20 protein-coding genes are annotated in these 22,617 nt (G+C 40.4%); 19 read left to right on the top strand and 1 reads right to left on the bottom strand.

The features are described from left to right. The first annotated feature begins 57 nt into the window (after window positions 1-57). From WN50_RS11045 to WN50_RS11115, 15 genes are all read left to right on the top strand, one after another. A complete protein-coding gene (locus tag WN50_RS11045; protein WP_046277765.1) occupies window positions 58-1,149 on the top strand; it encodes a TauD/TfdA family dioxygenase in 1,092 nt (363 codons plus the stop codon). An 11-nt stretch (window positions 1,150-1,160) separates the two neighbouring features. Further along, window positions 1,161-2,255 carry a TauD/TfdA family dioxygenase gene (locus WN50_RS11050; protein WP_072075569.1) on the top strand — a complete coding sequence of 365 codons (1,095 nt, stop codon included), beginning with the start codon at window positions 1,161-1,163 and terminating at the stop codon, window positions 2,253-2,255. Next, complete coding sequence (locus tag WN50_RS11055; protein ID WP_046277767.1) at window positions 2,252-3,037, top strand: aspartate/glutamate racemase family protein; 786 nt, start codon at window positions 2,252-2,254, stop codon at window positions 3,035-3,037. The genes WN50_RS11050 and WN50_RS11055 overlap by 4 nt, the downstream gene beginning before the upstream one ends. 93 nt (window positions 3,038-3,130) lie before the next feature. Then, window positions 3,131-4,099, top strand: a complete 969-nt coding sequence (locus WN50_RS11060) for a DMT family transporter (protein ID WP_046277768.1) — start codon at window positions 3,131-3,133, stop codon at window positions 4,097-4,099. 42 nt (window positions 4,100-4,141) lie between these two features. After that, window positions 4,142-5,284: a methyltransferase gene (locus tag WN50_RS11065; RefSeq protein ID WP_049559101.1), complete on the top strand. Its 1,143-nt coding sequence runs from the start codon at window positions 4,142-4,144 to the stop codon at window positions 5,282-5,284. Between the two features lie 130 nt (window positions 5,285-5,414). Continuing rightward, window positions 5,415-6,752 (top strand): cytochrome P450, encoded by a 1,338-nt coding sequence (locus WN50_RS11070; protein WP_046277769.1) that lies wholly within the window; start codon window positions 5,415-5,417, stop codon window positions 6,750-6,752. Between the two features lie 68 nt (window positions 6,753-6,820). Further along, window positions 6,821-8,101 carry a glycosyltransferase family 61 protein gene (locus WN50_RS11075; RefSeq protein WP_046277770.1) on the top strand — a complete coding sequence of 427 codons (1,281 nt, stop codon included), beginning with the start codon at window positions 6,821-6,823 and terminating at the stop codon, window positions 8,099-8,101. Between the two features lie 13 nt (window positions 8,102-8,114). Then, window positions 8,115-9,050, top strand: a complete 936-nt coding sequence (locus WN50_RS11080; RefSeq protein WP_046277771.1) for a hypothetical protein — start codon at window positions 8,115-8,117, stop codon at window positions 9,048-9,050. Window positions 9,051-9,145: 95 nt separating this feature from the next. After that, window positions 9,146-10,120 (top strand): KpsF/GutQ family sugar-phosphate isomerase, encoded by a 975-nt coding sequence (locus WN50_RS11085; protein ID WP_160315368.1) that lies wholly within the window; start codon window positions 9,146-9,148, stop codon window positions 10,118-10,120. 45 nt (window positions 10,121-10,165) lie between these two features. Further along, window positions 10,166-11,686, top strand: a complete 1,521-nt coding sequence (locus WN50_RS11090; protein ID WP_082172413.1) for an NTP transferase domain-containing protein — start codon at window positions 10,166-10,168, stop codon at window positions 11,684-11,686. Next, the gene (locus WN50_RS11095; protein WP_046277773.1) at window positions 11,683-12,057 is read left to right on the top strand and encodes a hypothetical protein; all 375 of its coding nucleotides are present in this window, start codon (window positions 11,683-11,685) and stop codon (window positions 12,055-12,057) included. Before WN50_RS11090 ends, WN50_RS11095 begins: the two co-directional genes overlap by 4 nt. Before the next feature lie 28 nt (window positions 12,058-12,085). Then, window positions 12,086-12,826, top strand: coding sequence for a TylF/MycF/NovP-related O-methyltransferase (locus tag WN50_RS11100; protein ID WP_046277774.1), 741 nt, complete (start codon window positions 12,086-12,088; stop codon window positions 12,824-12,826). A 20-nt stretch (window positions 12,827-12,846) separates the two neighbouring features. Then, entirely contained in the window at window positions 12,847-13,494 is a 648-nt protein-coding gene (locus WN50_RS11105; RefSeq protein WP_046277775.1) for a hypothetical protein, read from the top strand. Window positions 13,495-13,523: 29 nt separating this feature from the next. Further along, window positions 13,524-14,474 (top strand): TauD/TfdA dioxygenase family protein, encoded by a 951-nt coding sequence (locus WN50_RS11110; RefSeq protein ID WP_046277776.1) that lies wholly within the window; start codon window positions 13,524-13,526, stop codon window positions 14,472-14,474. 55 nt (window positions 14,475-14,529) lie between these two features. After that, on the top strand, window positions 14,530-15,816 hold the full coding sequence (locus tag WN50_RS11115; RefSeq protein ID WP_046277777.1) for a sulfotransferase: 1,287 nt from the start codon (window positions 14,530-14,532) through the stop codon (window positions 15,814-15,816). A 36-nt stretch (window positions 15,817-15,852) separates the two neighbouring features. Here the strand turns inward: WN50_RS11115 and WN50_RS11120 are convergent, their stop codons facing one another. Further along, window positions 15,853-16,344: a hypothetical protein gene (locus tag WN50_RS11120; protein WP_046277778.1), complete on the bottom strand. Its 492-nt coding sequence runs from the start codon at window positions 16,342-16,344 to the stop codon at window positions 15,853-15,855. A 91-nt stretch (window positions 16,345-16,435) separates the two neighbouring features. Here WN50_RS11120 and WN50_RS11125 point away from each other — a divergent pair, with 91 nt between their 5' ends. The 4 genes from WN50_RS11125 to WN50_RS11140 all read left to right on the top strand — a co-directional run bounded on the left by WN50_RS11125 (window position 16,436) and on the right by WN50_RS11140 (window position 22,473). Continuing rightward, on the top strand, window positions 16,436-18,253 hold the full coding sequence (locus WN50_RS11125; protein WP_082172414.1) for an ABC transporter substrate-binding protein: 1,818 nt from the start codon (window positions 16,436-16,438) through the stop codon (window positions 18,251-18,253). An 11-nt stretch (window positions 18,254-18,264) separates the two neighbouring features. Further along, the gene (locus tag WN50_RS11130; RefSeq protein WP_046277779.1) at window positions 18,265-19,395 is read left to right on the top strand and encodes a glycosyltransferase family 61 protein; all 1,131 of its coding nucleotides are present in this window, start codon (window positions 18,265-18,267) and stop codon (window positions 19,393-19,395) included. Window positions 19,396-19,524: 129 nt separating this feature from the next. After that, window positions 19,525-20,370: a phytanoyl-CoA dioxygenase family protein gene (locus tag WN50_RS11135; RefSeq protein ID WP_046277780.1), complete on the top strand. Its 846-nt coding sequence runs from the start codon at window positions 19,525-19,527 to the stop codon at window positions 20,368-20,370. Window positions 20,371-20,586: 216 nt separating this feature from the next. After that, a complete protein-coding gene (locus WN50_RS11140; protein ID WP_160315369.1) occupies window positions 20,587-22,473 on the top strand; it encodes an ABC transporter ATP-binding protein in 1,887 nt (628 codons plus the stop codon). Window positions 22,474-22,617 lie beyond the last annotated feature (144 nt).

The following is a 22,617-nucleotide window of genomic DNA, read 5'->3' on the forward strand; positions in this document are numbered from 1 at the left end:
ATCAGGTTTCAGTCGCTCGTTTGGAGTTAAAAATGAATGAAGTTTAAGGAAAATACAATGGAAATACTCAAGATTCCCGCAGCTTGGAAAGGGGATGAGCTACTTAATTCTCAATACTGGAATTACCAACTCAGTTCCCTAGAAATTGGAGAAATTGAAGCGGCGATTCATGCTCTCAAATCCTCTAGTAATTCTCCCCTTGAATTTCCTCAACTCAAAAAAACCTTAGAAGCGGTTTCAGAAGAATTAGAAAATGGAAAAGGAGCCGTTCTTTTAAAAGGGTTTCCCGTCGATCAATATTCAGAAGAAGAACTCGCAGAGGTTTACCTAACACTGTGTAAACAAATGGGGATTCCAATTCGACAATCCAATTCAAACTTTGATTCTCCCTCTCGGGAAAAAACTCAATTTATTACCTCTATCCGAGCAGAGGCGGATTCATCTAAGGATGGTAAACAGTCTAATGATGCTTACAAACTTCACACAGATCGTTATGATGTGCTGAGTTTATTGTGTGTTAGACAAGCAAGAATAGGTGGAGAAAATCGTTTGGCAAGTGCCGTTACGATCGCCAACGAAATGCTTCAATCTCATCCAGAAATTGCCGAAGCATTATTTCAAGGGATGCCTTGGCTTTTTGAGGGAGAAAAAGGTTGGATCAGTTATCCAATATGGAGTATCCACAAGGGCAAATTTACCACCCAACTTTCTAGTACCTATCCCCGTTTAAGTCAATTCGTTGAAGGAGCGCCGCGACTGACTGAGAAGCAAAAACAAGGTTTGGATTTAATACAAGCAATTGGGAGTAAAATGGGGGTAACGCTAACCTTAGAACCGGGAGATTGGCTGATGGTGAATAATCATATTGTTTATCATGCCCGTTCTTCTTGGAAAATTGAGTCAGGGGAATACGATCGCTTACTTCTAAGGGTTTGTTTTTCTCCGCTTAATAGTCGAGAATTGCCGAACACGGATACTTTTAAAAGCATCTGGGGATCTGTAGAAGCAGGAAAACCTAGAGGGGGATTTTTGCCTAATCATAAGCTTCCGCCAGACCAAGCGATTAATGAACCGTTATCGGAAACAGAATCTTATTGGTTGGATCGATACCTGAAAGTTAGATGGGTAGGAATAGAAGCAAAAAAATGAAGGAAAATGTGATGAATTTAGTTAATCTTCCAGCCCAGTGGAAAGGTGATGAAATCACCAATTATCCCTACTGGAATTATCGATTGACTCCAGAAGAAGTCGCCGAAATTGACGCGGCAATTCACACTTTAAAAGTCTCTAACAATCAAGGGATTCAGTTTGATCAACTCCGCCAAACTCTCGCAGGCGTTTCCGAAGAATTGGAAAATGGAACAGGAGCCGTTCTTTTAAAAGGGTTTCCAGTTGATAAATATTCAGAAGAAGAACTCGCAGAGGTTTACCTAATACTGTGCAAACAGATGGGTATGCCCGTGAGAGAATCCAATTCAGACTTTGATTCGCCCTCTCGGGAAACTAGACAATTTATTACCTATATTAGAGCAGAAGCTCCAGATTCATCTCAGGAAGGGAAACAATCCAATGATGCTTTTAAGTTTCATTGCGATCGCTGTGATCTTAATAGTTTACTCTGCGTTAGACAAGCCAGAGAAGGGGGCGAAAATCGCTTGGCGAGTGCCATTACCATCTACAATGAAATGCAGCAATCTCATCCCGAAATCGTCCAAGATTTATTCAAAGAAATTCCCTTCTTTTTTGAGGGAGAAAATAATTGGATAACTTATCCTTTATGGTGTATTCATAACGGAAAATTCACCACTCAATATTCCAGTGCTTATGTTCGTTTGAGCCAATCCATAGCAGGAGCGCCCCGACTCACGGAAAAACAACAGAAAGGTTTGGAACTTTTAGAGGAAATTGGATTGAAAGTAGGAATGATGTTCAAGTTAGAACCGGGCGATTGGTTGATTACAAACAATCATGTGACTTATCATGCCCGCTCTTCTTGGAAAATCGAGTCAGGGGAATACGATCGCTTACTTTTAAGGGTTTGGTTTTCTCCATTTAATAATCGAGAATTGCCCGATACACCTGCATTCAGAGCGATGTGGGGAAATGTAGAAACTGGGAAACCCAGAGGCGGATTTTTGCCCAATCATCCGACTCCCCCCAACCAATCAATTAAGGAACCTCTATCAGAAACCGAATCTTATTGGCTGGCTCAGTACATGAAAGGCAGATGGAGAGGAGTAGATCAAATCAAATGATAGATCAACAAAGAAATCACCGAATTAATTATATCCAAACTTCACCCCATCGTCATTGTTATGGGATGGGTTTAGGTATTATTATTCTGGACGAACAATATCCAGGTTTTCCCGGAGATACCCGCAACGCCAGCGCTTATCCGTTTCCCATTCAATATGAAATTGCTGAAGGTTTAGACGGGAAAGAGTTACTGTTCAAAGCCGATAAAACTCCCTATTTAGAACCGATTCAAAAAGCCGCTAAGAAACTGGAGAAAATGGGCTGTCGGGCGATCGCGGGGGAATGTGGTTATTTTGCTTACTTTCAAAAAGAAATTGCCGGCTATGTTAATGTTCCCGTTTTTATGTCGAGTTTACTTCAAGTTCCTTTGGCTCAACAGTTGATCGGGAAGGATAAAGTTGTGGGAATTCTTGTATTCTCAAAAGATGTTTTAACTGTTGCCCATTTAGAAGCGGTTGGAATTCAGCCCAATAGTAATTATGTGATTGAGGGAATGTTAGAGTCGGGTTGTTGTTCGGAAATCACCAATCTTTATATGTCACCCGATCCCCTATTACGAGGAGCGAACTACGACAAAATTGAACAGGAATTAACCGAATTGGCGGTGGATTTTTATCAACGTTATCCTCATATGGGAGCTTTACTTTTAGAATGTTCGGGAACTCCACCCTTTGCCCGTGCGATTCAACAAGCGATTAATCTTCCGGTTTTGAGTTGGGGAACTCTATTAGATTATGCCTATTCTGTTGCCGTTCACCGGGACTACTACGGGCATATTTAATCTTGAATCAGTTCCCCAGAATTCCCGATAGCGAACTTGAGATCTTAGCCTCAGAAAAAACAGTTTAGTTGAAATGAAATCACCCCTATTTGTATGGAAAACCAACTCAAAAATCTCAATCAGTTATCGGATAAAAGAACTGTTTTTTTACCGTTCGCCTTCCTTTTAACAGCACTGTTTGCCATTGGTCTTGCTCCAATTTTTATGAAATTTAGCATAAGCGAGATTAGTCCCAATACGACCATTTTTAATCGCTTTTGGATGGCGAGTCTGGTCTTTGCGGTTGGAAATGGAATCCGGGCAATTCGCCAACATTTATCTGACAATTCACCCAACGAGCAACAAAAGCTTTATACGCCGAAAAACATAGGGTTGCTGTTATTGGTTGGTAGTTTATATGCAGCTATTCAACTCCTCTGGGCTTGGTCATTGTCTCGAACAACTGTTGCGAGTTCTGTGACAATTTTACATGGTTTGCGACCCCTTTTAACGGCACTGGGAGGATGGATTTTATATAAAAATCGCTATGACAGCAAATTTTTAATGGGTATGGCTATTGCCATTATCGGCGCTATCTTGATTGGTTTTAACGATTTATCAGACTCAATCAATAAATTACAGGGAGATTTATTATCTGTATTCTCTGCAATTTCTTCTGCTTTGGAGTTGCTGATTATGGAACACTTGATCACCCAATTTTCCGCTCAAACTCTAATGTTTTGGTGTTGTACCATTGGCTCTTTTGTAACAACAATTACCTTGATCATTACAGGCGATCATTTTTTTCCTGTGTCATGGCTAGGATGGGGGGCTGTTATTTCTTTGGCTCTGGTTTGTCAAGTCATTGGTCAAGGACTAATTACCTATTCTCTTAACTATTTATCATCGGGAGTTGTCGCGGTTACGATGCTCCTTGATCCCGTGATTAGCGCTCTTTTTGCTTGGACAATCTTGAGCGAACAATTAAATATTTTAAATGGGGTATTTTGTTGTATAGTTTTACTGGGTATATATCTGTCTCTATCGAGCAAATATGCGGTTAAAAGTGAGACACTTTCCTAATTGATACCCGTTGGCAGTTAGTCAGAAATTCAGGAGAAATTTATGGTCAAAAATTTTGAACCCTTGTCGGTATCTCAAGAGGGTATTGCGAGTTCCCAACCCAACGGTCAAGCTCACAGCGACTTGAAAATGTTGCAGTTGATCAATAGCAATAAAGATACCTTAAAAATGGATGACCTCGTGCTACTTTTGTACGGTCACTCCGCCTTTCAAAATCTGTATGCTGGCTGTGAACTGGGCGTCTTTGAACTGCTCTGGAAACACCCCGATCTTTCCCAAGCAGAAATTAGTCAAAAGTTACAACTCGCCGACTATCCGACTAAAGCTTTATTGCTGGGACTAACAGCGTTGAAACTGATTCAAAAAGTTGACGATAAATATCGCAATAGTTTAGTCATTCAAATGCTGTTTTTAGAAAACACTTGGAAAGAGTTCTACGATGTTGTTCTCTTTGAAGCCAAGATTGTCTATCGCGGTTCGATTGATTATGTAGAATCTTTACATCAGAATAAAAATGTCGGTTTGCGACAATTCCCCGGTCAAGGGCCAGATTTATATAATCGCTTGCACGAGAATCCCGGACTTGACAAAGTATTCTATAACTTTATGGGATCTTGGTCAAAATTAGTGAACCCTTTATTGTTTGAAAAGGTTGATTTTTCTAATTTCAAAACAGTTGTGGATGTCGGAGGGGGAGATGCAACCAATTCCATTGCTTTAGCTCAGGCTTTCCCCAACGTACAGATTACGTTGATGGATATTCCAGACAGTTGTAAAATTGCTCAAAATCATATCGATCTACATCAATTAACAAACCGAATTCAAGTGAGGGGAGCGGACATCTTTGTTGATGAATTTCCCCAAAATCAAGATTGTTTTCTGTTTATTCATGTATTAGTCATCTGGTCTTTAGATAAGAATACAACATTGCTTCGTCGGGCTTATGAAGCCCTAAAACCGGGAGGTTCCGTCGTTATTTTTAACATGATGACATCCGATGAAGAAGACGGCCCCCTGATGGCCGCCCTTGATTCATCCTACTTTGTCTCAATTCCGCACGAGGGGGGGATGATTTATTCTTGGAGTGACCATGAACAATGCTTGCGGGATGCGGGATTCACCCAAATGAAGCGAATTTATTGTGATTTTTGGGCGCCAAGCGGTATTATTGTCGCCACAAAATAGTCTTGGACTGTTTGAACGTTTAGCTGAAGCTAAACTAATTTAGGGAATGTTTTCCGATTGATGAGAGGCGATACATCTAACGATAAAAACATTCCTCCTTTTCCAAATATTGACTCATTAAAGTTGGCTTATGACACAGGTTGAATCATTAAAAATACCGATCTGGATGCAGAGAATTGAATACATCACTAATCCAGTTAGCTATTGGGAAAGGGCTTACCGAACCTATTCAGATGGATTTTGGGCAAAGGGAATCGATTTTGGTCGCCCTCTGGTGGTCTTTTACACACCGGAAGCGGCTCAACAAATTATTGAAAACCGTCATGGGCATTTGACTACGACTGCATTTGACAGTGAACTGAAGGCAATCTTTGGAGACAGTTCTTTTTTCACCCTCGAAGGTATGCGTCATCAACAGGTGCGAAAGCTGTTGATCCCAAAACTTCATGGCAAGTGCATTCACTCCTATGGGCAGTTAATTTGTGACTTAGTGAATGATGTCATGCAAGCAGTACCCGCCCATCAACCTTTTTTGGTTTGGGAGACGGCGCAAGAGATATCCATGCAAGTGATGATTAAGCTCTTGTTTGGCTCCTATCAGCAAGAGCGCTATCAACAAATTAAACGCTTGATGGTTGAGATGATCGGTTTATTTGCCTCCAACATTGTAGGTATTCCCTTATTTTTTCGATTCTTACAACAGGATTTTGGCTCATTCAGTCCTTGGGGAAAGTTTCTTAAGGAACGTCAGCAAATGCAAGAGTTAATCTATAGCGAAATTGCGGAACGTCGCAGCCATCCTGACTTAGAAAAACCCGATATTCTCACCTTATTAATGTCGGCGACGGATGAACAGGGAAACTCTCTAACAGATGAAGAATTATTAGGTCAAGTCTTATCGCTGTTGTTTACTGGAAATGAATCAACCGCAGCGTCTATTGCTTGGTCTTGGTATCGGGTTTATGGCGATGCTGAAATTCAAGCCAAATTATTGGCAGAATTGAATAACTTAGGTAATTCTCCTGACCCTCTTGAGATTGTTCGCCTCCCCTATCTCAGTGCAGTTTGTAATGAGACGTTGCGGATGTATCCTGTTACCATGTTTATGATTCCTCGGTTAGTGAAAGCAACCACTAAAATTAGCGATCGCACTGTCGATCCTGGAATGTTAGTGACTGTGGGAACCTATGTGATTCATCATCGCGAAGATATTTATCCCCAACCCGAAACCTTCAAACCAGAGCGTTTTCTAAATCATCGCTTTTCTCCCTATGAATTTTTGCCCTTTGGTGGGGGAATGCGAGGGTGTATTGGAGGAGAAATAGCCCTTTATCAACTAAAACTGGCTCTGGCGATGGTTGTTTCTCGCTATCAGCTAGAACTAATGAATCATCGTCCCGTTTTTCCTCAACGCCGCAATACTGTATTAATGCCAACGCAGCTTAGGATGAGAAAGCACGTTGCTTGAAGCGGGATGAAATCTGATTTTTAATCTCAATTACAACAACAATGACTCCAAGATGAACCGCGATCATAATGAAAACTCATTTCTTAGTTCAAAGGCGTATCTCTCAGCGTTATTTGGCTTTGCTCAATGAAGAGAGGCAAAGACGATTAAAAGCGATAAAAACCCATTTAATTGACCATCCTAATGCCCCTTTATCTAAGGAAAATTTAATCTTTACCCTTGTAGATTATATTCCTATACTGCGGCTATTGCGACTGAGAAAAACCGTTCATCCCCAAGAAACATTAGGAGATAATGTTGAAAACTATCAGGTCTTGTTTCCTCCTGAAAGAATAGAGTTTGGTGTTAATGAGATTGACCGAGATTTTCTCAAGATTTGTCTTTATTACAAAAAAGATTATTTTGAGCGCTCGGAAATATTTGTATGTGATGTGGTTCCCGCCTATGTACATATGGGTTTAGGAACTATCTGTACAAAAGACTTTAGGGTAATTGTTGATTCAGGTATGCAGTATAGAGTTACAATTGCCAGATGGAGGCTTGCGTACTTTGATCGCCTGAAACTTCTCTGGTCGCAACATTTACCGATCGCAGCCCTCTACATTTTTTCACTTTCAGCCGAAAACTTTTGGCACTTTCTATATGACTCCATCCCCCGAATTTATTCGGCTATGCTTGCAAGACCCAATCAAAAATTAACAGTTCTTGTACCCGACACTTTGCCGAATTCGTTTAAAGAACTTTTATCCTGTGTTTTACCCGAAAATTTTGACACGATATCGGTTCCACAAGGCTCTTGGGTTAAAGTAGACCGTTTGATTATGCCCTCTTATGTCAGTCGTTGTGAAAATGGATTTTTGCCTTCTGAGTATTACGAATATATTAGAAACTGTGTGTTCAAGAAATTTGATCTCGCGACCGTTGAAAATCCCACTGAACGCATCTATATTTCCCGCGCCCATGCAAAACATCGCAGAGTCTTGAATGAAGATGAAATTATTCAGTACCTAAATAACTATGGATTTAAAGTGGTTTTTCTTGAAAAGATGTCGTTTAGAGAACAAGTGAAACTCTTTACTCAAGCGGAAGTTATTGTAGCACCTCACGGTGCAGGTTTAGCAACGACTCTATTCTCAGGAAAAATTAAAATATTAGTTTTGTACCCCGAAAGTTCTCCTACACCGTTCTTCTTTACCCAATTTAAAGGGCTTGGTCAAGAACATTACTTTATGACGCACGATCAGTTTGATGAGAATGCTGATTTTAAAGTAGATTTGTTTGAATTCAAGCAGGTCTTGCATGGACAGATGAAATTGCAACCCAAGTCAGACTATTCACATTGTGTTTAATTAATAAATTATCATGGATAATATTACATCAACTCAAAATGGAACAGTAGTAGAAAATCGCCCAGTTATCTGTATAGTAGGGACTTTGAGGGCAGTCAATTTAACGTATCAAAACTTGATTGAAAAAGTCATTGAGCCTTTAAATGCTGATTTAGTCTTCTGTGTATCTCGCATGAGTTCTGAAGATGAAGCTTCTCTAGACAAATTTAGAAATTATAATATCGTTGACATCTGTATCTACGAAGATGGAAAAAACGGATATCAAGACTTTTTAGAAAACTTTTGCAATCAACTCACTCCCGAACAACAGAAACAATGGCATAAATACTTTGAAATTGAAGGAAATTGGCTAGGAGGAATAAAGGGGCGTAGAGGTTCAGGCTTTCATTTGAATTTCAATTATTGGAAACTCTGGGATAGACTACAAGCTTTGAAAAACAGTGGTTCTGATTATCAGAGATTTATAATCACAAGAACAGATTTATTATGGCTGGTAGAACATCCACCCTTAAATTTACTCGATCCAAAATTCGTCTGGATACCCACAGGAGAAAATTACAACGGCTACAACGATCGCCATGCAATTTGTAGCACCCAAAATGTTGAAAATTACCTCAGTATATTTGCATCGATGATTAGCTTAAAAGCCTTGAATTATATCTATAACAATCTAGATGAAAATAACTTAAATCACGAAAGACATCTTAAGAGTCATTTAGACTATTGCGGAGTAGAAGTTGCTAGCTTCAAAAATGTCGCTTATTTAACCGGAGACCCAGAAAGTCTGACGAACTGGGCTTCCGTAAAAACCAAATTAATTGACGAAAAAGAGTATGCTTACAAATATGAAAAAGAACTCTTAAGTTCCCTCAAACATATGAAGGAATTCAAGAGTCACAAAAATTGGAAGATGATGTTGTTTGATGAAGCGAAGGAGAATGATCAGTAAAAGAAGCCTTAATCTTTGAAATTTGGTTTTGAACTTAAGTCAAGTCGTGCTAACTATTACGATAACGCTCTAGATCTAAAATGTCTATTAATGAAATGATTAAGAAGCAACTGAAAACGGTTGTAGAACAAGAAATTAGCGCAGTGGTAAAACTCCATGAAACTATCGATGATTCCTGGTCACAAGCTGTACTAACGATCCGAGACTGTAAAGGTAAAATAGTCGTTTCTGGAGTGGGAAAAAGCGGTAATATTTGCCAGAAGATAGCGGCTTCATTTACATCGACAGGAATGCCTTCAATCTTTGTTCATCCCACAGAAGCCAGTCATGGAGATTTAGGTTTATTAGATAGCAGAGATGTTCTGATTATACTCTCCGCTTCCGGTCAAACCACTGAGCTATTAGACATAGTACAATATGCTTCACGCCTAAAAGTACCCATTATTATCGTCACTAAAAATCAGACTAGCTCCTTAGCCCATTTTGCAGATATTATCTTACAAATTCCTAACTTTCCAGAAGCCTGTATTAACGGTTTAGCGCCGACAACATCAACAACCTGTCAACTTGTCTTAGGTGATGCGTTAGCTATAACTGTGATGTCTTTACGAGGTTTTACATCGGATAATTTTAAGGAACTTCATCCAGGGGGAAATTTAGGTGCATTACTTGTTCCCGTGAAGAATATAATGTATGTAAACGAAAAAATGCCTCTAATTGACTTGAGCGCATCCATTAAAGAAGCCATTATCGAAATGAATTCTAAAAGCTTAGGATGTGTTGGTATTGTTAATCATCGAAATCAATACGTTGGGATTTTCACAGATGGAGATCTTCGTCGAAGTTTGGAAGCTGAAGTTTCTTTGGAAGAACCTGTTAGTCAATACATGACCCCCTCACCTTTATCTATTTCCCCTGAGATGATGATTTCAGAATTACTCATGTTTTTCAAAAATAAAGGAGTACCTAATGTTTTTGTTGTCAAAGACAAGATACCAATTGGGATTGTTCATGTCCATCAATTAGCTTCGATTTCAAATATGAATGTACCAAAGATTATGCAAACATGATATAGTAAGTATTCAAACCTCTGTTGAGATAATGGAGCGTCAATCGTGAAGCTACAGGAAATTCCCTGGGTAATTGTTCAGGCAGGTGGCCAAGGAAATCGATTAAAACACTATACTTGGAATAAACCCAAGTGTTTACTTTCAGTTGCAGGTCAACCCCTCATCTATCATTGTTTTGATCGCTTTCCATCGGCTAATTTTCTAGTCATAGGAGATTATCTTTATGACGTTTTAGACAAATATCTAAGGGTTTTTCCACCCCAAGCTTCCGTGAAGTTAATTTTAGCAGAAACCAAAGGAACGCTCTCAGGTATTGATCGAGCCTTAACCTATATTACGGATAACGATCCATTTTTATTAGTCTGGTGTGATTTACTGTTTGAAAAAATACCTAATATTCAGATTGATGGACAGAACTGGATTGGCCTTAGTCGTTCTTTCAAATGTCGCTGGTCTTATGATAACAGTGGAATTTGTGTAGAGAAAGCTTCAACAGAACGAGGAATAGCCGGATTTTTCGTATTTCAAAATAAAGCCATTCTCAAAGATATCCCATCATCAGGAGAGTATGTTCGTTGGCTCTCTCAACAACCTATACAATTTAACGAAATTTTTCTTGATAATACCTATGAACTCGGAACTGTAGATAATCTCACAGAATATCAAGCAACAAAACTCGTTAGTCGTTTCTTTAACTCGGTGGAGATTTCAGAAAATAAAGTCATCAAAAAAGCACGAGTTCAAGAATTTGAGAAATTAATTGATAGAGAGTGCAATTGGTATCGCGTTGTTCACTCACTTGGATTTGATCGTACCCCAACCTTACTGTCTGAACACCCGATGACTATCTCTAGAATTATCGGGTCACATCCTTTTGAGTTAAAAGTTGACTTTCAGCAAAAAAAAGAGATTCTGACTGACATTTTTCAAACTTTAACTCGGCTCCATCATTGCGTCCAAAAAGTTGCTGACCCCAAAGTTATAAGAGAAGTTTACCTTCAGAAAACTTATAGTCGTGTTAATAGTGTTGCTCAACTCATTCCTTTTTTCGACCAGCCAACAATTCAAGTCAATGGTTTGTTCTGTCGAAATCCCTTTCATACTCAATATGAAAATTGGTTGTCTCAACTTGTTGATGAAATTCAAGTTGATGAATTTACACTTATTCATGGCGATCCGACTTTCTCTAATATGCTGATAGATCATTACAACCAAGCTTGGCTAATCGATCCTAGAGGTTACTTTGGTTCAAGCTTGCTGTACGGCGATCCGATGTATGATTGGGCAAAATTGTACTACTCAGTTGTCGGAGATTACGATTGTTTTAACCGTCGTCAATTTCAGCTTAAAATTATCGGAAAACAAGTTTATCTTGATATAAAAAGTAATGACTGGAAAGATTTAGAACCAATGTTTGCGGAAAAATTGCCGACACAAATGCCTGTTATTCGCCTGTTACATTCTTTGATTTGGCTCTCATTATCAGGATATGTAAAAGATGACTATGACTCAATACTCGCTAGTTTTTATAATGGATTATATTGGTTGGAGACTGTGGTAAGATGACAGAATTAGTCTTAAGTTGTTTACCCAAAACTTGGTTAATCGACATTGATGGGGTTATCCTTAAACATAACGGCTACAAGCAAGATGGTGAAATTTTACTCCCTGGAGTTAAGAAATTTTGGCATCAAATCTCTCAGGAAGACTTTGTTATTCTGCTCACCGCCCGCACAGAAGAAATGCGTGAAGCCACATTGTCTTTATTAGATAACCACGGACTGCGCTATAATATTGCCATTTTTGGTGTGCCTACAGGAGAACGAATTTGTATCAACGATAAAAAAGCCTCTGGGCTGCTCACCAGTTATGCTGTAAACTTATGGAGAGATGTAGGATTAGATAGTTTGAAAGTTGTAAAAAATCCAGACCTTTGATATCAAGCAAAATTAGGAAGAAGCTTTTATGAATAATTCTCAACCTGAAATTGACAAGCTTTCCCAACCCGATAACTCACTGACTTTGGAAACAAGAACACAAAAGCAACGTGAGATTTATGACGCCTTTGAGAAATTTATTTTTAGTGATGATACGAAAATATTAGCCAAGCTAGTTGCCCGAACCCTGCTTTTTGAACAAATTATTAATGTTCCAGGGGATATAATAGAAGCTGGAGTCTATAGGGGAAGTGGTATGTTAACTTGGCTAAAACTTAAAAAAATCCTCGCACCAAACGCTCTAAAAAAAGTGATAGGATTTGACTACTTTGATACAGAATCGTTACTAAATTCTTTATCTGGACAAGACAAAGCTTCCATGAAAAGTCTATTTGAGGTGAGAGGCTACCAACATGAAGAAGGAGCAGAAAGATTTGTGCATGATCTAATTGCTAATGCGGGGTTTGATCGAAGCAGCTATGATATCGTCAAAGGTGATATTTCACAAGTTGCTCAAGAGTTTGTTGATCAAAGACCGGGTTTAAAAATATCCTGTTTATATCTAGATTTAGACTTACAATATCCCACCTATCACGCCTTGAATGCCTTTTGGGACCGAGTATCTGTTGGAGGGATGGTCGTATTCGATGAATATGCCTATCATCAATGGTCAGAAGCACGAGGAGCCGATCAATTCTTTGAAGAAAAGAATATTCAAATTCAAGCCCTTCACTATCCTTGTCCCACAGCTTACGTTATTAAACATTAAACCGACCACCCTAAAAACTAATGGATGAACAAAACTGGCAGATAAAACAGCAACTCGTGTCCTATTTTCAGGGCTTGACCTCTGAAAGTTACAAACTTCTAGATATTTTAAAGTTATCCTCTGATATTCTTCCTCTAGAAACATTATTACCTGATTTATCAAATAAGCTTGCTCGTTTAAAAGCAAGTATGATAGAAAACTATAAAAATCTCAATCGTCCCCAGTATAACGGGAGTCAAGCACAAACCGAGCTAGGAGTGGGGATGAATTCAATCGGGATGTTGTCAGATCGACTCTCGACCTTAATAATTAAGGAGTGGTGCTTACGCAACAAGAACAACCCCAATCCAGAGAAGGCAAATGACTTATATCAAACTCACACGATGGACATTATTCATGCTTTAGCAAACGCGAAGCCTGGTAGTTCATCAATGAATACCAAGATAACTCATCATCAATCTGATGTAACTGCTCATTCATGGGAAGAAGCATTTTACGGTCTGCTTTCAACCAATATTGTGAATTGGGAATCTCAAGAAATTTTATATATTAAAGATATTACCACCTTGCCTTGCGAAGAGTTACGAAGCTATATCGCTTGGTTTTCATCTGGGAATATTCAGAGAAACGAATATATACAATATTGTGAAAAGTTTTATTGGCGTTGAAATTAACTTTTAACTAGGAGTAATTATTCATGGATAGCACAACTCAAATAACAGCACGGCTAAAAACAGATGAGTATGAAAACTTTGATATTCGTCCTCTAGCTGGACGGATTGGGGCAGAAATACTCGGACTCGATCTGAGCCAAACTCTCAGCGATGAAACCGTTGATAACATTCGCCAAGCATTAATCAAATATAAGGTAATTTTCTTTCGACGGCAGCAGCTTACCGAGGTTAGTCAAGTTGCCTTCGCCCGACAATTTGGGGTTGTGACCACTGCACATCCAATGCTTCCATCTTTGCCGGGTCATCCAGAGATCTTAGAATTCGACTATGGACGCATGGATAACCGCACAAACCAATGGCATACAGATCTAACATTTCTTGATCGTCCTCCCTTGGCTTCAATTTTGCGTGCAGTTGAAATTCCTTCAGTCGGGGGAGATACACTATGGGCAAACACGGTAACAGCCTATCAAGATTTGCCTGCACCCTTGCGTAGCTTGGCTAACGAGCTTTGGGCCGTTCACAGCAATACCTATAATGACTATGCCGCAGCAACGGTGAATATCTCTCAAAAGCGACAAGAATTGGGTAAAGTTTTCACCTCCACTGAATACCAGACATTGCATCCAGTCGTTCGCGTGATTCCAGAGTCGGGTGAACGGAGCCTGTTTATTGGCGCTTTTGTGCGTCAGTTTCGAGAACTTTCCGTAGATGAGTCAAGACAAATCCTGAAGATGTTGCAGTCCTACATCATGCGTCCTGAAAATACTGTCCGTTGGCGTTGGGAACCGGGGGATATTGCCTTTTGGGATAACCGAGTCACCCAACACTATGGAATCGATGATTTTGGTTCTCAGCCCCGTCGTGTTCAACGGGTAACAATTGCAGGAAACTTACCTGTTAGCATTGAAGGCATCGAAAGCAAGTCAGTTAAGGGGGATTCATCTGCCTATAACAGACTGAACCCGGCATAAATTTCGCTATTTAATGACGTAACAAAACCATTTTCTACTGTTCGAGGTTTGTTTAATGGCTGCCTTCTCCCAGAAGAATTTAATATTTCTAATTTCTCAGCCTCGTGCTGGTTCTACCCTGACTCAGAGGATTTTAGGAAGCCATCGAGAAATTTATACGGTGTCTGAACCTTGGATTATGCTACATCCTCTTTACGCACTGCGTAGGGATGGACATCAAGCTGAATATAGTGTTCAAAATAGTCAGAAAGCACTCGATAACTTCTTGAACTTACACCCCGAAGGTGAAGATGCTTATTTTCAAGCTGTACGACAAATGTCTTTGAATTTATATGAAGGATTGCTTCGAGGATCAGACAAAAAATATTTTTTAGATAAAACTCCAAGATATTATTATATTCTGCCCGAGCTATACAAAACCTTCCCTGATGCTAAATATATTTTACTGATTAGGAATCCCCTAGCTGTTTTGTGTTCTATCTTCAACACTTTTGTTCAAGAGGATTGGTGGAAAATACAGTATTATCAGGATGATTTACTAAAAGCGCCGGGTCTGATTGCACAAGCATTGCTTAACTTTCAGGGCAACAGTATAGTATTGAGATATGAAAACTTACTGAGTAACCCAGAAGAAGAAATTCAAAAGGTTTGTAGTTTCCTTAATGTTTCTTTTAATGCGGAAATCATTAGCTACGGTAAGTCTTTTTCTGAGAAATGGCAGTTTGGAGACCAATCTCTCATTCACCAGGAAACCAAACCGAGTTCCGATCAGATCAATCGCTGGCAAGAAGATTTACAGAATCCAATCTTTTGGCAATCTGCTGACAATTATCTAGAGTTTTTAGGAGAAGATTTGCTGAGGAGTTTAGGTTATTCTTACACAGAACTAAAAGATCTGCTGGAGAGGCTCAAACCAAAAAGTGAGGTGATTCTTCCCCCGGCACTGCAAGAGTTTTTCTGTTCAGCGAGTCTATTTTTAGATCCATCATTACAGCCTTTTCTGGGAGTTGTTGGAGCAACGGCACAACTTTATGACACTTACTTAAATTTTGGCAGAGTTTTGTTAGAAAAAGATCGGGTTGAACAGGCACTCAAATATATTCATATCGCTTTGCAAGTAGCTCCTTCAGTACCGGAAGCTCACTATCTAATGGGCGAAGGATTTTTACGTTTAGGTAAGCTGGATCAAGCCGTTTCTGCTTATCAAAAAGCTGTTCAATTGAGTTCGGAAAATCAGAGAAGTCAGCTAGATTCTGCCAAGCTTGCACTCCAGCAAGCACTGCAACTGAATCCAACTCATCAAGCGATCGCCGATCTACTGGAAACTCTAAATGCAAAATAAAAATCAAAGAACACCCCCTGTGCAGAATTTTTTAACTTAAGTAACTTTGACATCATATAGCGTTTCAATCCAAACCCTCGCACCACATCTAGGACTATTGGGACGATAGACGACCCGACATCCTCCCAGTATTTCTACCTCATTGCCATAAATATTGATATTACTCTTTGTTGGTGAATCTACCAAGGGCGTTGATGGCTGATTGTCTGGGAAGAAGTGGGTTTCCTCACTCGGGTCGCACCACTTCTTAACTGTAATCACAGGCTGTTGAAGATTTTGTTTTTGATTTTCTCTAATTTTATGAGAGTTAACATGAATGATGGTTTTCGCAGGGGTTCTGGGATTACGCCAACGGGGAGCCGGACCTCTTTTGCCTCGTTTAATAATCGGTCTGCCATTAAATAGAGGGATTAACCACATCTTCCCCGTCTTGTAAGCCCCTTCGACTCTACCTGCTATCAGAAGGACTCTTAGACGAGCCGTAGAGATCTTCAAAATGTGAGCAGCTTCTGTAGTACCGATGATCATTGAATTAAAACGGAATCGTAATAGTTTTAAGTAAAATAGTAATTCGAGTAATTTAACTTACTTTCCTCACTTTAGTATCAATCGATCTTCAATGGGTTCTATACGAATCTACACAATTTTAATATATCTACGTCGAATCAAGTGGCCGAGAGTATTTCTCCGACTTCTGCCTGGGGTAATAGCAATAGTAGTCGTCTTCCAAGGCTGCGTCCCTAATTGGTTCATAACCGAAACTGACAAAATTCCTCATCTAGTCACTAGCGAACTGAATAGTCCAGCCACCTTCAACCCCGTTATGAGCCTCGATCCCCATGCGATGCTAGGGTTGATCTATGAAGGACTGATTACAGAAAATGGAGAAACAGGAGAACTAGAACCCGGCATCGCCGAGTCTTGGAGAATTTCCGACGACCAACAACAGATTATCTTTAACCTCCGCTCGGACGTGCGCTGGTCAGATGGAGAGCCACTTACAGCAGATGATGTCGTCTTTAGCTTCAATAAAATCTACTTTAACGAAAACATTCCTAACGGGGAGCAAGATGTTTTTCGGATTGGTCAAGCCGGGAAGTTTCCCCAAGTTCGCAAAATTAGTCCCAACCAAGTCAAATTTATCAGTCCAGAACCCTTTGCTCCCCTGTTGCGGTATGCGGGGAAAGTTAAGCTGTTACCCAAACAGGCCTTAGAAGATACTGTCAATACAACTGATGAAAAGGGCTTGCCCGAATTTTTATTAGCCTGGGGAACCGATACCCCGCCAGAACAACTGATTACCAATGGCCCCTATCGCCTGTTGAGATTCCAACCCGAAGAGCGAATCATTCTGGAGCGCAATCCCTACTATTGGCGCAAAGATGATCAAGGCAACCCCCAACCTTATATCGAACGCATCGTAATCTCGATTGTCGGATCGACTGATAATGCACTGATACAGTTTCGTTCGGGTGGATTGGATATGATCAACCTTCCGAGTAGTTTCTTTTCACTGATGAAGCGGGAAGAAGAAAAAGGAAACTTCACGATCTACAACGGCGGACCGGCACCGGCTACCCATTTACTCACGTTCAATTTGAATCAGGCTACCCGTGAAGGAAAACCTCTGGTAGACCCGATTAAGTCTCGCTGGTTTAATACCCTGGAATTTCGCCAAGCGATCGCCCATGCCATCGATCGCTCTACCATGATTAATAATATCTTTCAGGGGTTAGGCACGCCCCACGATTCCCCCATCTATAAACAAAGTCCCTATTACCTCTCCCCAGAAGAAGGGCTACCCACTTACAACTACGATCTTGATCGTGCCAGACAACTGTTAAAGCAGGGGGGATTCCGATACAATAGTCAGGGACAACTGGAGGACGCTGACGGCAACCCTGTGCGCTTTACCCTGCTGACCAGTAGCGACAACCAAATTCGAGTCAAAATCGGAGTTCAAATTAAGCGAGATCTTGCCAACATCGGTATTACTGTAGACTTGCAACAACTTGAGTTCAACACTTTTATCACGAAAGTCTTAAAGACTCTTGACTGGGATGCACAGATCATGCACTTCGTCGGCGGAGGCGTAGAACCGGATAATGGCCGCAGAATCTGGTTCATCGATGGGAGTCTTCATACCTTCAACCAAAACGTCTTTTATGGCGATCCTTTGAAGGGAAGAGTGATTCCCGACTGGGAACAAAAAATCAGCGACCTCTATATCCAAGGTAGCCAAGAGTTAAATGAACAGAAGCGTCGAGAAATTTATGCTCAGGCTCAAATTCTAGCCCAGGAATATCTCCCCTTTATTTACCTTGTCAATCCTCTCTCGTTCTCGGCTATTCGCAATGATGTCAAGAATGTACGTTTCTCTGGGCTGAGTTGGAGATTATGGAATGTGTATGAGTTAAAACTGGAGAGATCTTCTTAAGGGAATTTAAGATGCTGACTATTAATACGAATCTCAAGGAACTCGCAAAAAGGAATGGATGGCTGTTTGAAGTTGTCACTCCCCCAAGCATTCAGATCAGTTATCCTTCAAAGACGATTGAAGAAGATATCCTCTACGTTATTCAACATTGGGCCGAACTTCTAACACAGCCGGCTGAAGAACGCACTAAACTCGGTAGAGAAGAATATTTTTATCATCTTCATTGCGTCACCAATTACGAAATAGACGAGACTTTTCTCTGTGTTATTCCCAATGCTTTTATTGTTAACAAAATGGGACTAACTCTGACTTCTGATATGGAAATTATCCGTCAATCTCTAGACGGTCAAAATAGGACTATTAGTTTAAATCCAGAACCCATAAAAAAAAGGTTGGAGGATAACAAAATAATTTCGGGAACATATGTATCTCTTTTGTCTTTCTACACCTTAAATTTTGCTCACTGGTTGATGGATGGCTTGCCAAAACTTTCTTTAATTGCATCACTCAATGATAGCGTAAAAGCCGATTTAAAGTTTATTATTCCTGATGCTTCACCCCCTTATATTATAGATTCTCTAAAGCTATTAGGAATTCAAGAAAATCAAACTATTCCCGTTTCAGAAAAAGGCATCCAAGTCGAAAAATTGATCCTTTGTCACGCAGCACAAAATCCAGGTAGACCCAGTAAGAAGCATATTTTAACAATACGAAATCAATTGCTTGATTCTGTTCTGGTTAATCAAGATAATGACTTAGCTTCTAGACGGCTGTATATTTCTCGATCTCAATCAGAGCGAAAAATAGTTAACGAACAAGAGATCTTACAGGTTTTGAAAAATTATAACTTTGAAGTCATACACTGTGAAAGAATGAGCTTCGCTGAACAGATCAGAATTTTTTCAGAGGCAGAGGTTGTCCTGGGTTCTCATGGAGCCGGGATATATAATCAAATTTTTTGCCGCTCAGGGACAACTATCATAGAAATTTATAACAAAGACTACTGGCATCATTCATCTCGAATCATTTCCAGTTTTCTGGGACATACTCACTGGCATATTTTTGGGGAGAATGTCAGTTCAGATTGGCAAACATGGGTAGATCCGTTGAAGCTAGAGAAAGTATTATCTCTGGCTTTATAAAGATATCACGCGAGTCAAACGCCCATTATTCCAAACGTTTTGAAAGTTTTTGTACGGGTTTGCCTGATTTTCAGTAAAATGATAAATGACTGTTTGTATACCTCCATCTGTGAGAGGGACAATTTAATTATGCAATCGATTGGATCTTCTCAAACATATAGTTCTAGTCAAACTAATCTAAATCAAACTGAGCAGAAAGTCTCTTTCTTCGAGAAAGAAGGCTTTGTTGGCCCGTTTACGCTGGGTCAAACTGCTAGTTTAGTTGCTCTGCGTGATGCAATGAGTAAAGAGATAGAAAACTCTCAAGCTCAAGACACTTCCACTGAGTCCCCTCAAAGCCCTGTTATGGATCGCAGGATAGCTCATATTACCTCTAAGTTGGTTTATGACCTGTCTACAGAACCTCAGATTTTGGATGATGTTGCTGATTTTCTAGGCTCAAATCTCCTGTTTTGGATGGCAGAAACGATAGTCAGAGAACCAGGGCATGATGGTCATATTGTCAAAAAGACAGGTCAAATTTGGCATATAGATGTCATCAATGGTTGGATCAAAGGGGTTCATACCTCTATTGCTGTGACCGATATGACCATGAAAACGGGTTGTCTCCTCGTTATCCCCGGAACCCACAAATATGATGCAGATCTTCCGGCTTTAGAAGAAGCAGGAGAGTGCGATCTCACCGATGCGAGTAGTCTGCTGAGGTTAGCCGATCGGATGCACCCAGAAAACGCACCTCATCAAATTAAAGCGATAGAAATGAAAGCAGGTCAATACTGCTTTACAAGAGGTGGAATTTGGCATGGTGTTAGTCGAAATAATGACACTCGAACTCGCTTTGGTCTTGTGGCTCGCTTTGCAAGACCTGATGTTGAAATCAAAAATTTTGCTGGCAATCCCATTCCTTGCATTGTAGTACGGGGTGAAGACTCTCACCAACTCAATCTACTGAAAACCCCACCAGAAAAAGACTAAATTAGGATGGATTATCAGAGCTTCATCTCCCCTTCCACAACGATAGGGTTAGCTGTAACCCTTACAGTTGTTTGTTGTTGGGGCTTGGTATGCTACTTTCGCGGACAATCCTCAAGCCAGTCAATTGATTGTAAGAAAACAGATATTTCAAATTCAGTTTCCCCCCTTCGTCAAGCGATCGCACGCTTTACTCAACTTTTCTCTGTGGATCGTTGGATGCCTGCATCTGAGAAACTTCAGCACATCCCCTCTCAACTGAAAGATTCCTCACCCTGGCAAGGGCATGAACTGTCTCAGAAAGATCAGAAGGTCAACTTCGGTAATTGGAGTTTATTAGTAAAAGAGTTCACGAGTCGTTTTTACTTATTCTTCAGATACGTCTGGATTTACTGGTCTCCTTATGTGGTTATTGCGACAGTTAGTGCTATCTGTTTGATGGGTATACCTGCGTACCAACTCGTTGCTGCTCATAAGCTAGGCAGGGCGATTGATCAAGGAGCCACTGTGTTGATCAGTTCAGCAATCCAACTGGCTATTCTATTACCTATAGCTTTTGGCTTATACATATTAGGGAGTCGTTTATCGGCTCGCGTTTCTAGCCGTGTTGCCAATGATATCCGACACGACTTGTTTGTCAAACTGCAAACCCTTTCACAAAACTTCCATAAACAGGCTCGACTCGGAAATTTGTTAACTCACTTTTCTGTAGATATTTATAAAATAGAGCCGATTTTAGGTCAAGAAATGGTTCGCAGTGTCGGTGAAATCGTGATGATCCTCGTCAATGTGGGGATGATGATTCGCATTAGTGGCACTTTAACCCTACTGGGTACTTTGCCTATGGTTATAATGCTACCCATTACTCTGTATTTGACGGTTAATATGACTCGGCGAGGTCTGGATGCCATTAACCAGAATGCCTTAATGGTGGATGCGGTACAAGAGGGAATTCGTGCCAGACCGACGATCTCAGGATATGGCTTACAGGCTTTATTTACAGGTTATTTTAGTGATGAGTTGAGAAAACTTGAGGACAAGAAAACCGAGGCTGTATTCAGCTTTCTTGTGTTTAAGTATGCAGTCACATTCTCCGCTTATTTGCTTGATGCTTGGGTGATGGGAATTGGAGGCGTTTACGTTCTCTCCAACCAAATTACGCTTGGAACCTGGATCACTTTCTTCACGATTTCTCATAGTATGTATGACCTCTTAGGTCAATTGGTTAATATGCGGATTGGTCGCTGGTTTGAAGCCAGTATTGGGATGCAACGAATTGACGAGGTATTTAAGCAACAGATTGAAATTCTTGATGCTGTTGATGCTCATGCTTTGACTTCGTTTGAGAAGATAATTTGCTTTGAGCATTTATCTTTTAGCTATAACAATGCACAGCGTCAATTGCACGACATTAATTTGTCGATAAAAGCCGGACAATTTGTGGCATTTGTGGGTTCGAGTGGTGCGGGTAAGAGTACGGTGTTTAACCTGCTGATGCGTTTCTACGATGCCACTGAGGGACGGATAACGATTGATGGGCAGGACTTACGTCAACTGACGCAGAAATCTTTGCGATCGCAGATGGGGATTGTACTGCAAGAAACCTTTCTCTTCAACACCACGATTATGAATAATATCCGCATCGCTAAACCAGAAGCTACAGAGGAAGAGGTTGCTGCTGCTGCTCGTGAGGCCGAAATCCATGACTTTATTTTGAGTTTACCAGAGGGTTACCAAACCGTAGTTGGCGAAGCAGGAGGACAGTTATCTGGGGGCCAACGCCAGCGAATGGCGATCGCTCAAGCATTGCTTCATCGTCCGCCTATTCTGTTATTCGATGAACCGACCAGTAGTCTTTCGGCTGAGATAGCTGATGCGATTAATCAAACCATTACCTCCCTAGCTGGTAGACATACTGTGATTATGATTACTCATCAACTCAAAGCAGCGATGCCGGCAGACTGTATCTTTGTTTTGAATCAAGGTCGATTGGTTGAACAAGGAACTCACGAAGATTTACTCGCCGATGGAGGACATTATCGTTCCCTCTGGGATATTCAACACAACACTGAACAGAGGGAAGTATCTGCAAGTCAGCATCAATAGAGACTCCTTAAACAGATAATTTAGCTTCTGTTAATCGTCGGTTAATTTCTCGACGAACCTCACTTGAAACTCGATAACCTCAATCCTACCGTTCTAGCTTAATAAGCTGATTGTTTTACGACTTGTATTGTTCAGGCGAACTTT

This window comes from Limnoraphis robusta CS-951 (assembly GCF_000972705.2).

Excerpts from the sequence above, each read along its gene's own strand:
- WN50_RS11125 (WP_082172414.1), top strand. The coding sequence starts at position 16,436 with ATGGGTTCTATACGAATCTACACAATTTTAATATATCTACGTCGAATC.
- WN50_RS11075 (WP_046277770.1), top strand. The coding sequence starts at position 6,821 with ATGAAAACTCATTTCTTAGTTCAAAGGCGTATCTCTCAGCGTTATTTG.
- WN50_RS11140 (WP_160315369.1), top strand. The coding sequence starts at position 20,587 with ATGCCTGCATCTGAGAAACTTCAGCACATCCCCTCTCAACTGAAAGAT.
- WN50_RS11100 (WP_046277774.1), top strand. The coding sequence starts at position 12,086 with ATGAATAATTCTCAACCTGAAATTGACAAGCTTTCCCAACCCGATAAC.
- WN50_RS11050 (WP_072075569.1), top strand. The coding sequence starts at position 1,161 with ATGAATTTAGTTAATCTTCCAGCCCAGTGGAAAGGTGATGAAATCACC.
- WN50_RS11080 (WP_046277771.1), top strand. The coding sequence starts at position 8,115 with ATGGATAATATTACATCAACTCAAAATGGAACAGTAGTAGAAAATCGC.
- WN50_RS11120 (WP_046277778.1), bottom strand. The coding sequence starts at position 16,344 with ATGATCATCGGTACTACAGAAGCTGCTCACATTTTGAAGATCTCTACG.
- WN50_RS11115 (WP_046277777.1), top strand. The coding sequence starts at position 14,530 with ATGGCTGCCTTCTCCCAGAAGAATTTAATATTTCTAATTTCTCAGCCT.
- WN50_RS11135 (WP_046277780.1), top strand. The coding sequence starts at position 19,525 with ATGCAATCGATTGGATCTTCTCAAACATATAGTTCTAGTCAAACTAAT.
- WN50_RS11045 (WP_046277765.1), top strand. The coding sequence starts at position 58 with ATGGAAATACTCAAGATTCCCGCAGCTTGGAAAGGGGATGAGCTACTT.
- WN50_RS11060 (WP_046277768.1), top strand. The coding sequence starts at position 3,131 with ATGGAAAACCAACTCAAAAATCTCAATCAGTTATCGGATAAAAGAACT.
- WN50_RS11055 (WP_046277767.1), top strand. The coding sequence starts at position 2,252 with ATGATAGATCAACAAAGAAATCACCGAATTAATTATATCCAAACTTCA.
- WN50_RS11105 (WP_046277775.1), top strand. The coding sequence starts at position 12,847 with ATGGATGAACAAAACTGGCAGATAAAACAGCAACTCGTGTCCTATTTT.
- WN50_RS11085 (WP_160315368.1), top strand. The coding sequence starts at position 9,146 with ATGATTAAGAAGCAACTGAAAACGGTTGTAGAACAAGAAATTAGCGCA.
- WN50_RS11130 (WP_046277779.1), top strand. The coding sequence starts at position 18,265 with ATGCTGACTATTAATACGAATCTCAAGGAACTCGCAAAAAGGAATGGA.
- WN50_RS11065 (WP_049559101.1), top strand. The coding sequence starts at position 4,142 with ATGGTCAAAAATTTTGAACCCTTGTCGGTATCTCAAGAGGGTATTGCG.
- WN50_RS11070 (WP_046277769.1), top strand. The coding sequence starts at position 5,415 with ATGACACAGGTTGAATCATTAAAAATACCGATCTGGATGCAGAGAATT.
- WN50_RS11095 (WP_046277773.1), top strand. The coding sequence starts at position 11,683 with ATGACAGAATTAGTCTTAAGTTGTTTACCCAAAACTTGGTTAATCGAC.
- WN50_RS11110 (WP_046277776.1), top strand. The coding sequence starts at position 13,524 with ATGGATAGCACAACTCAAATAACAGCACGGCTAAAAACAGATGAGTAT.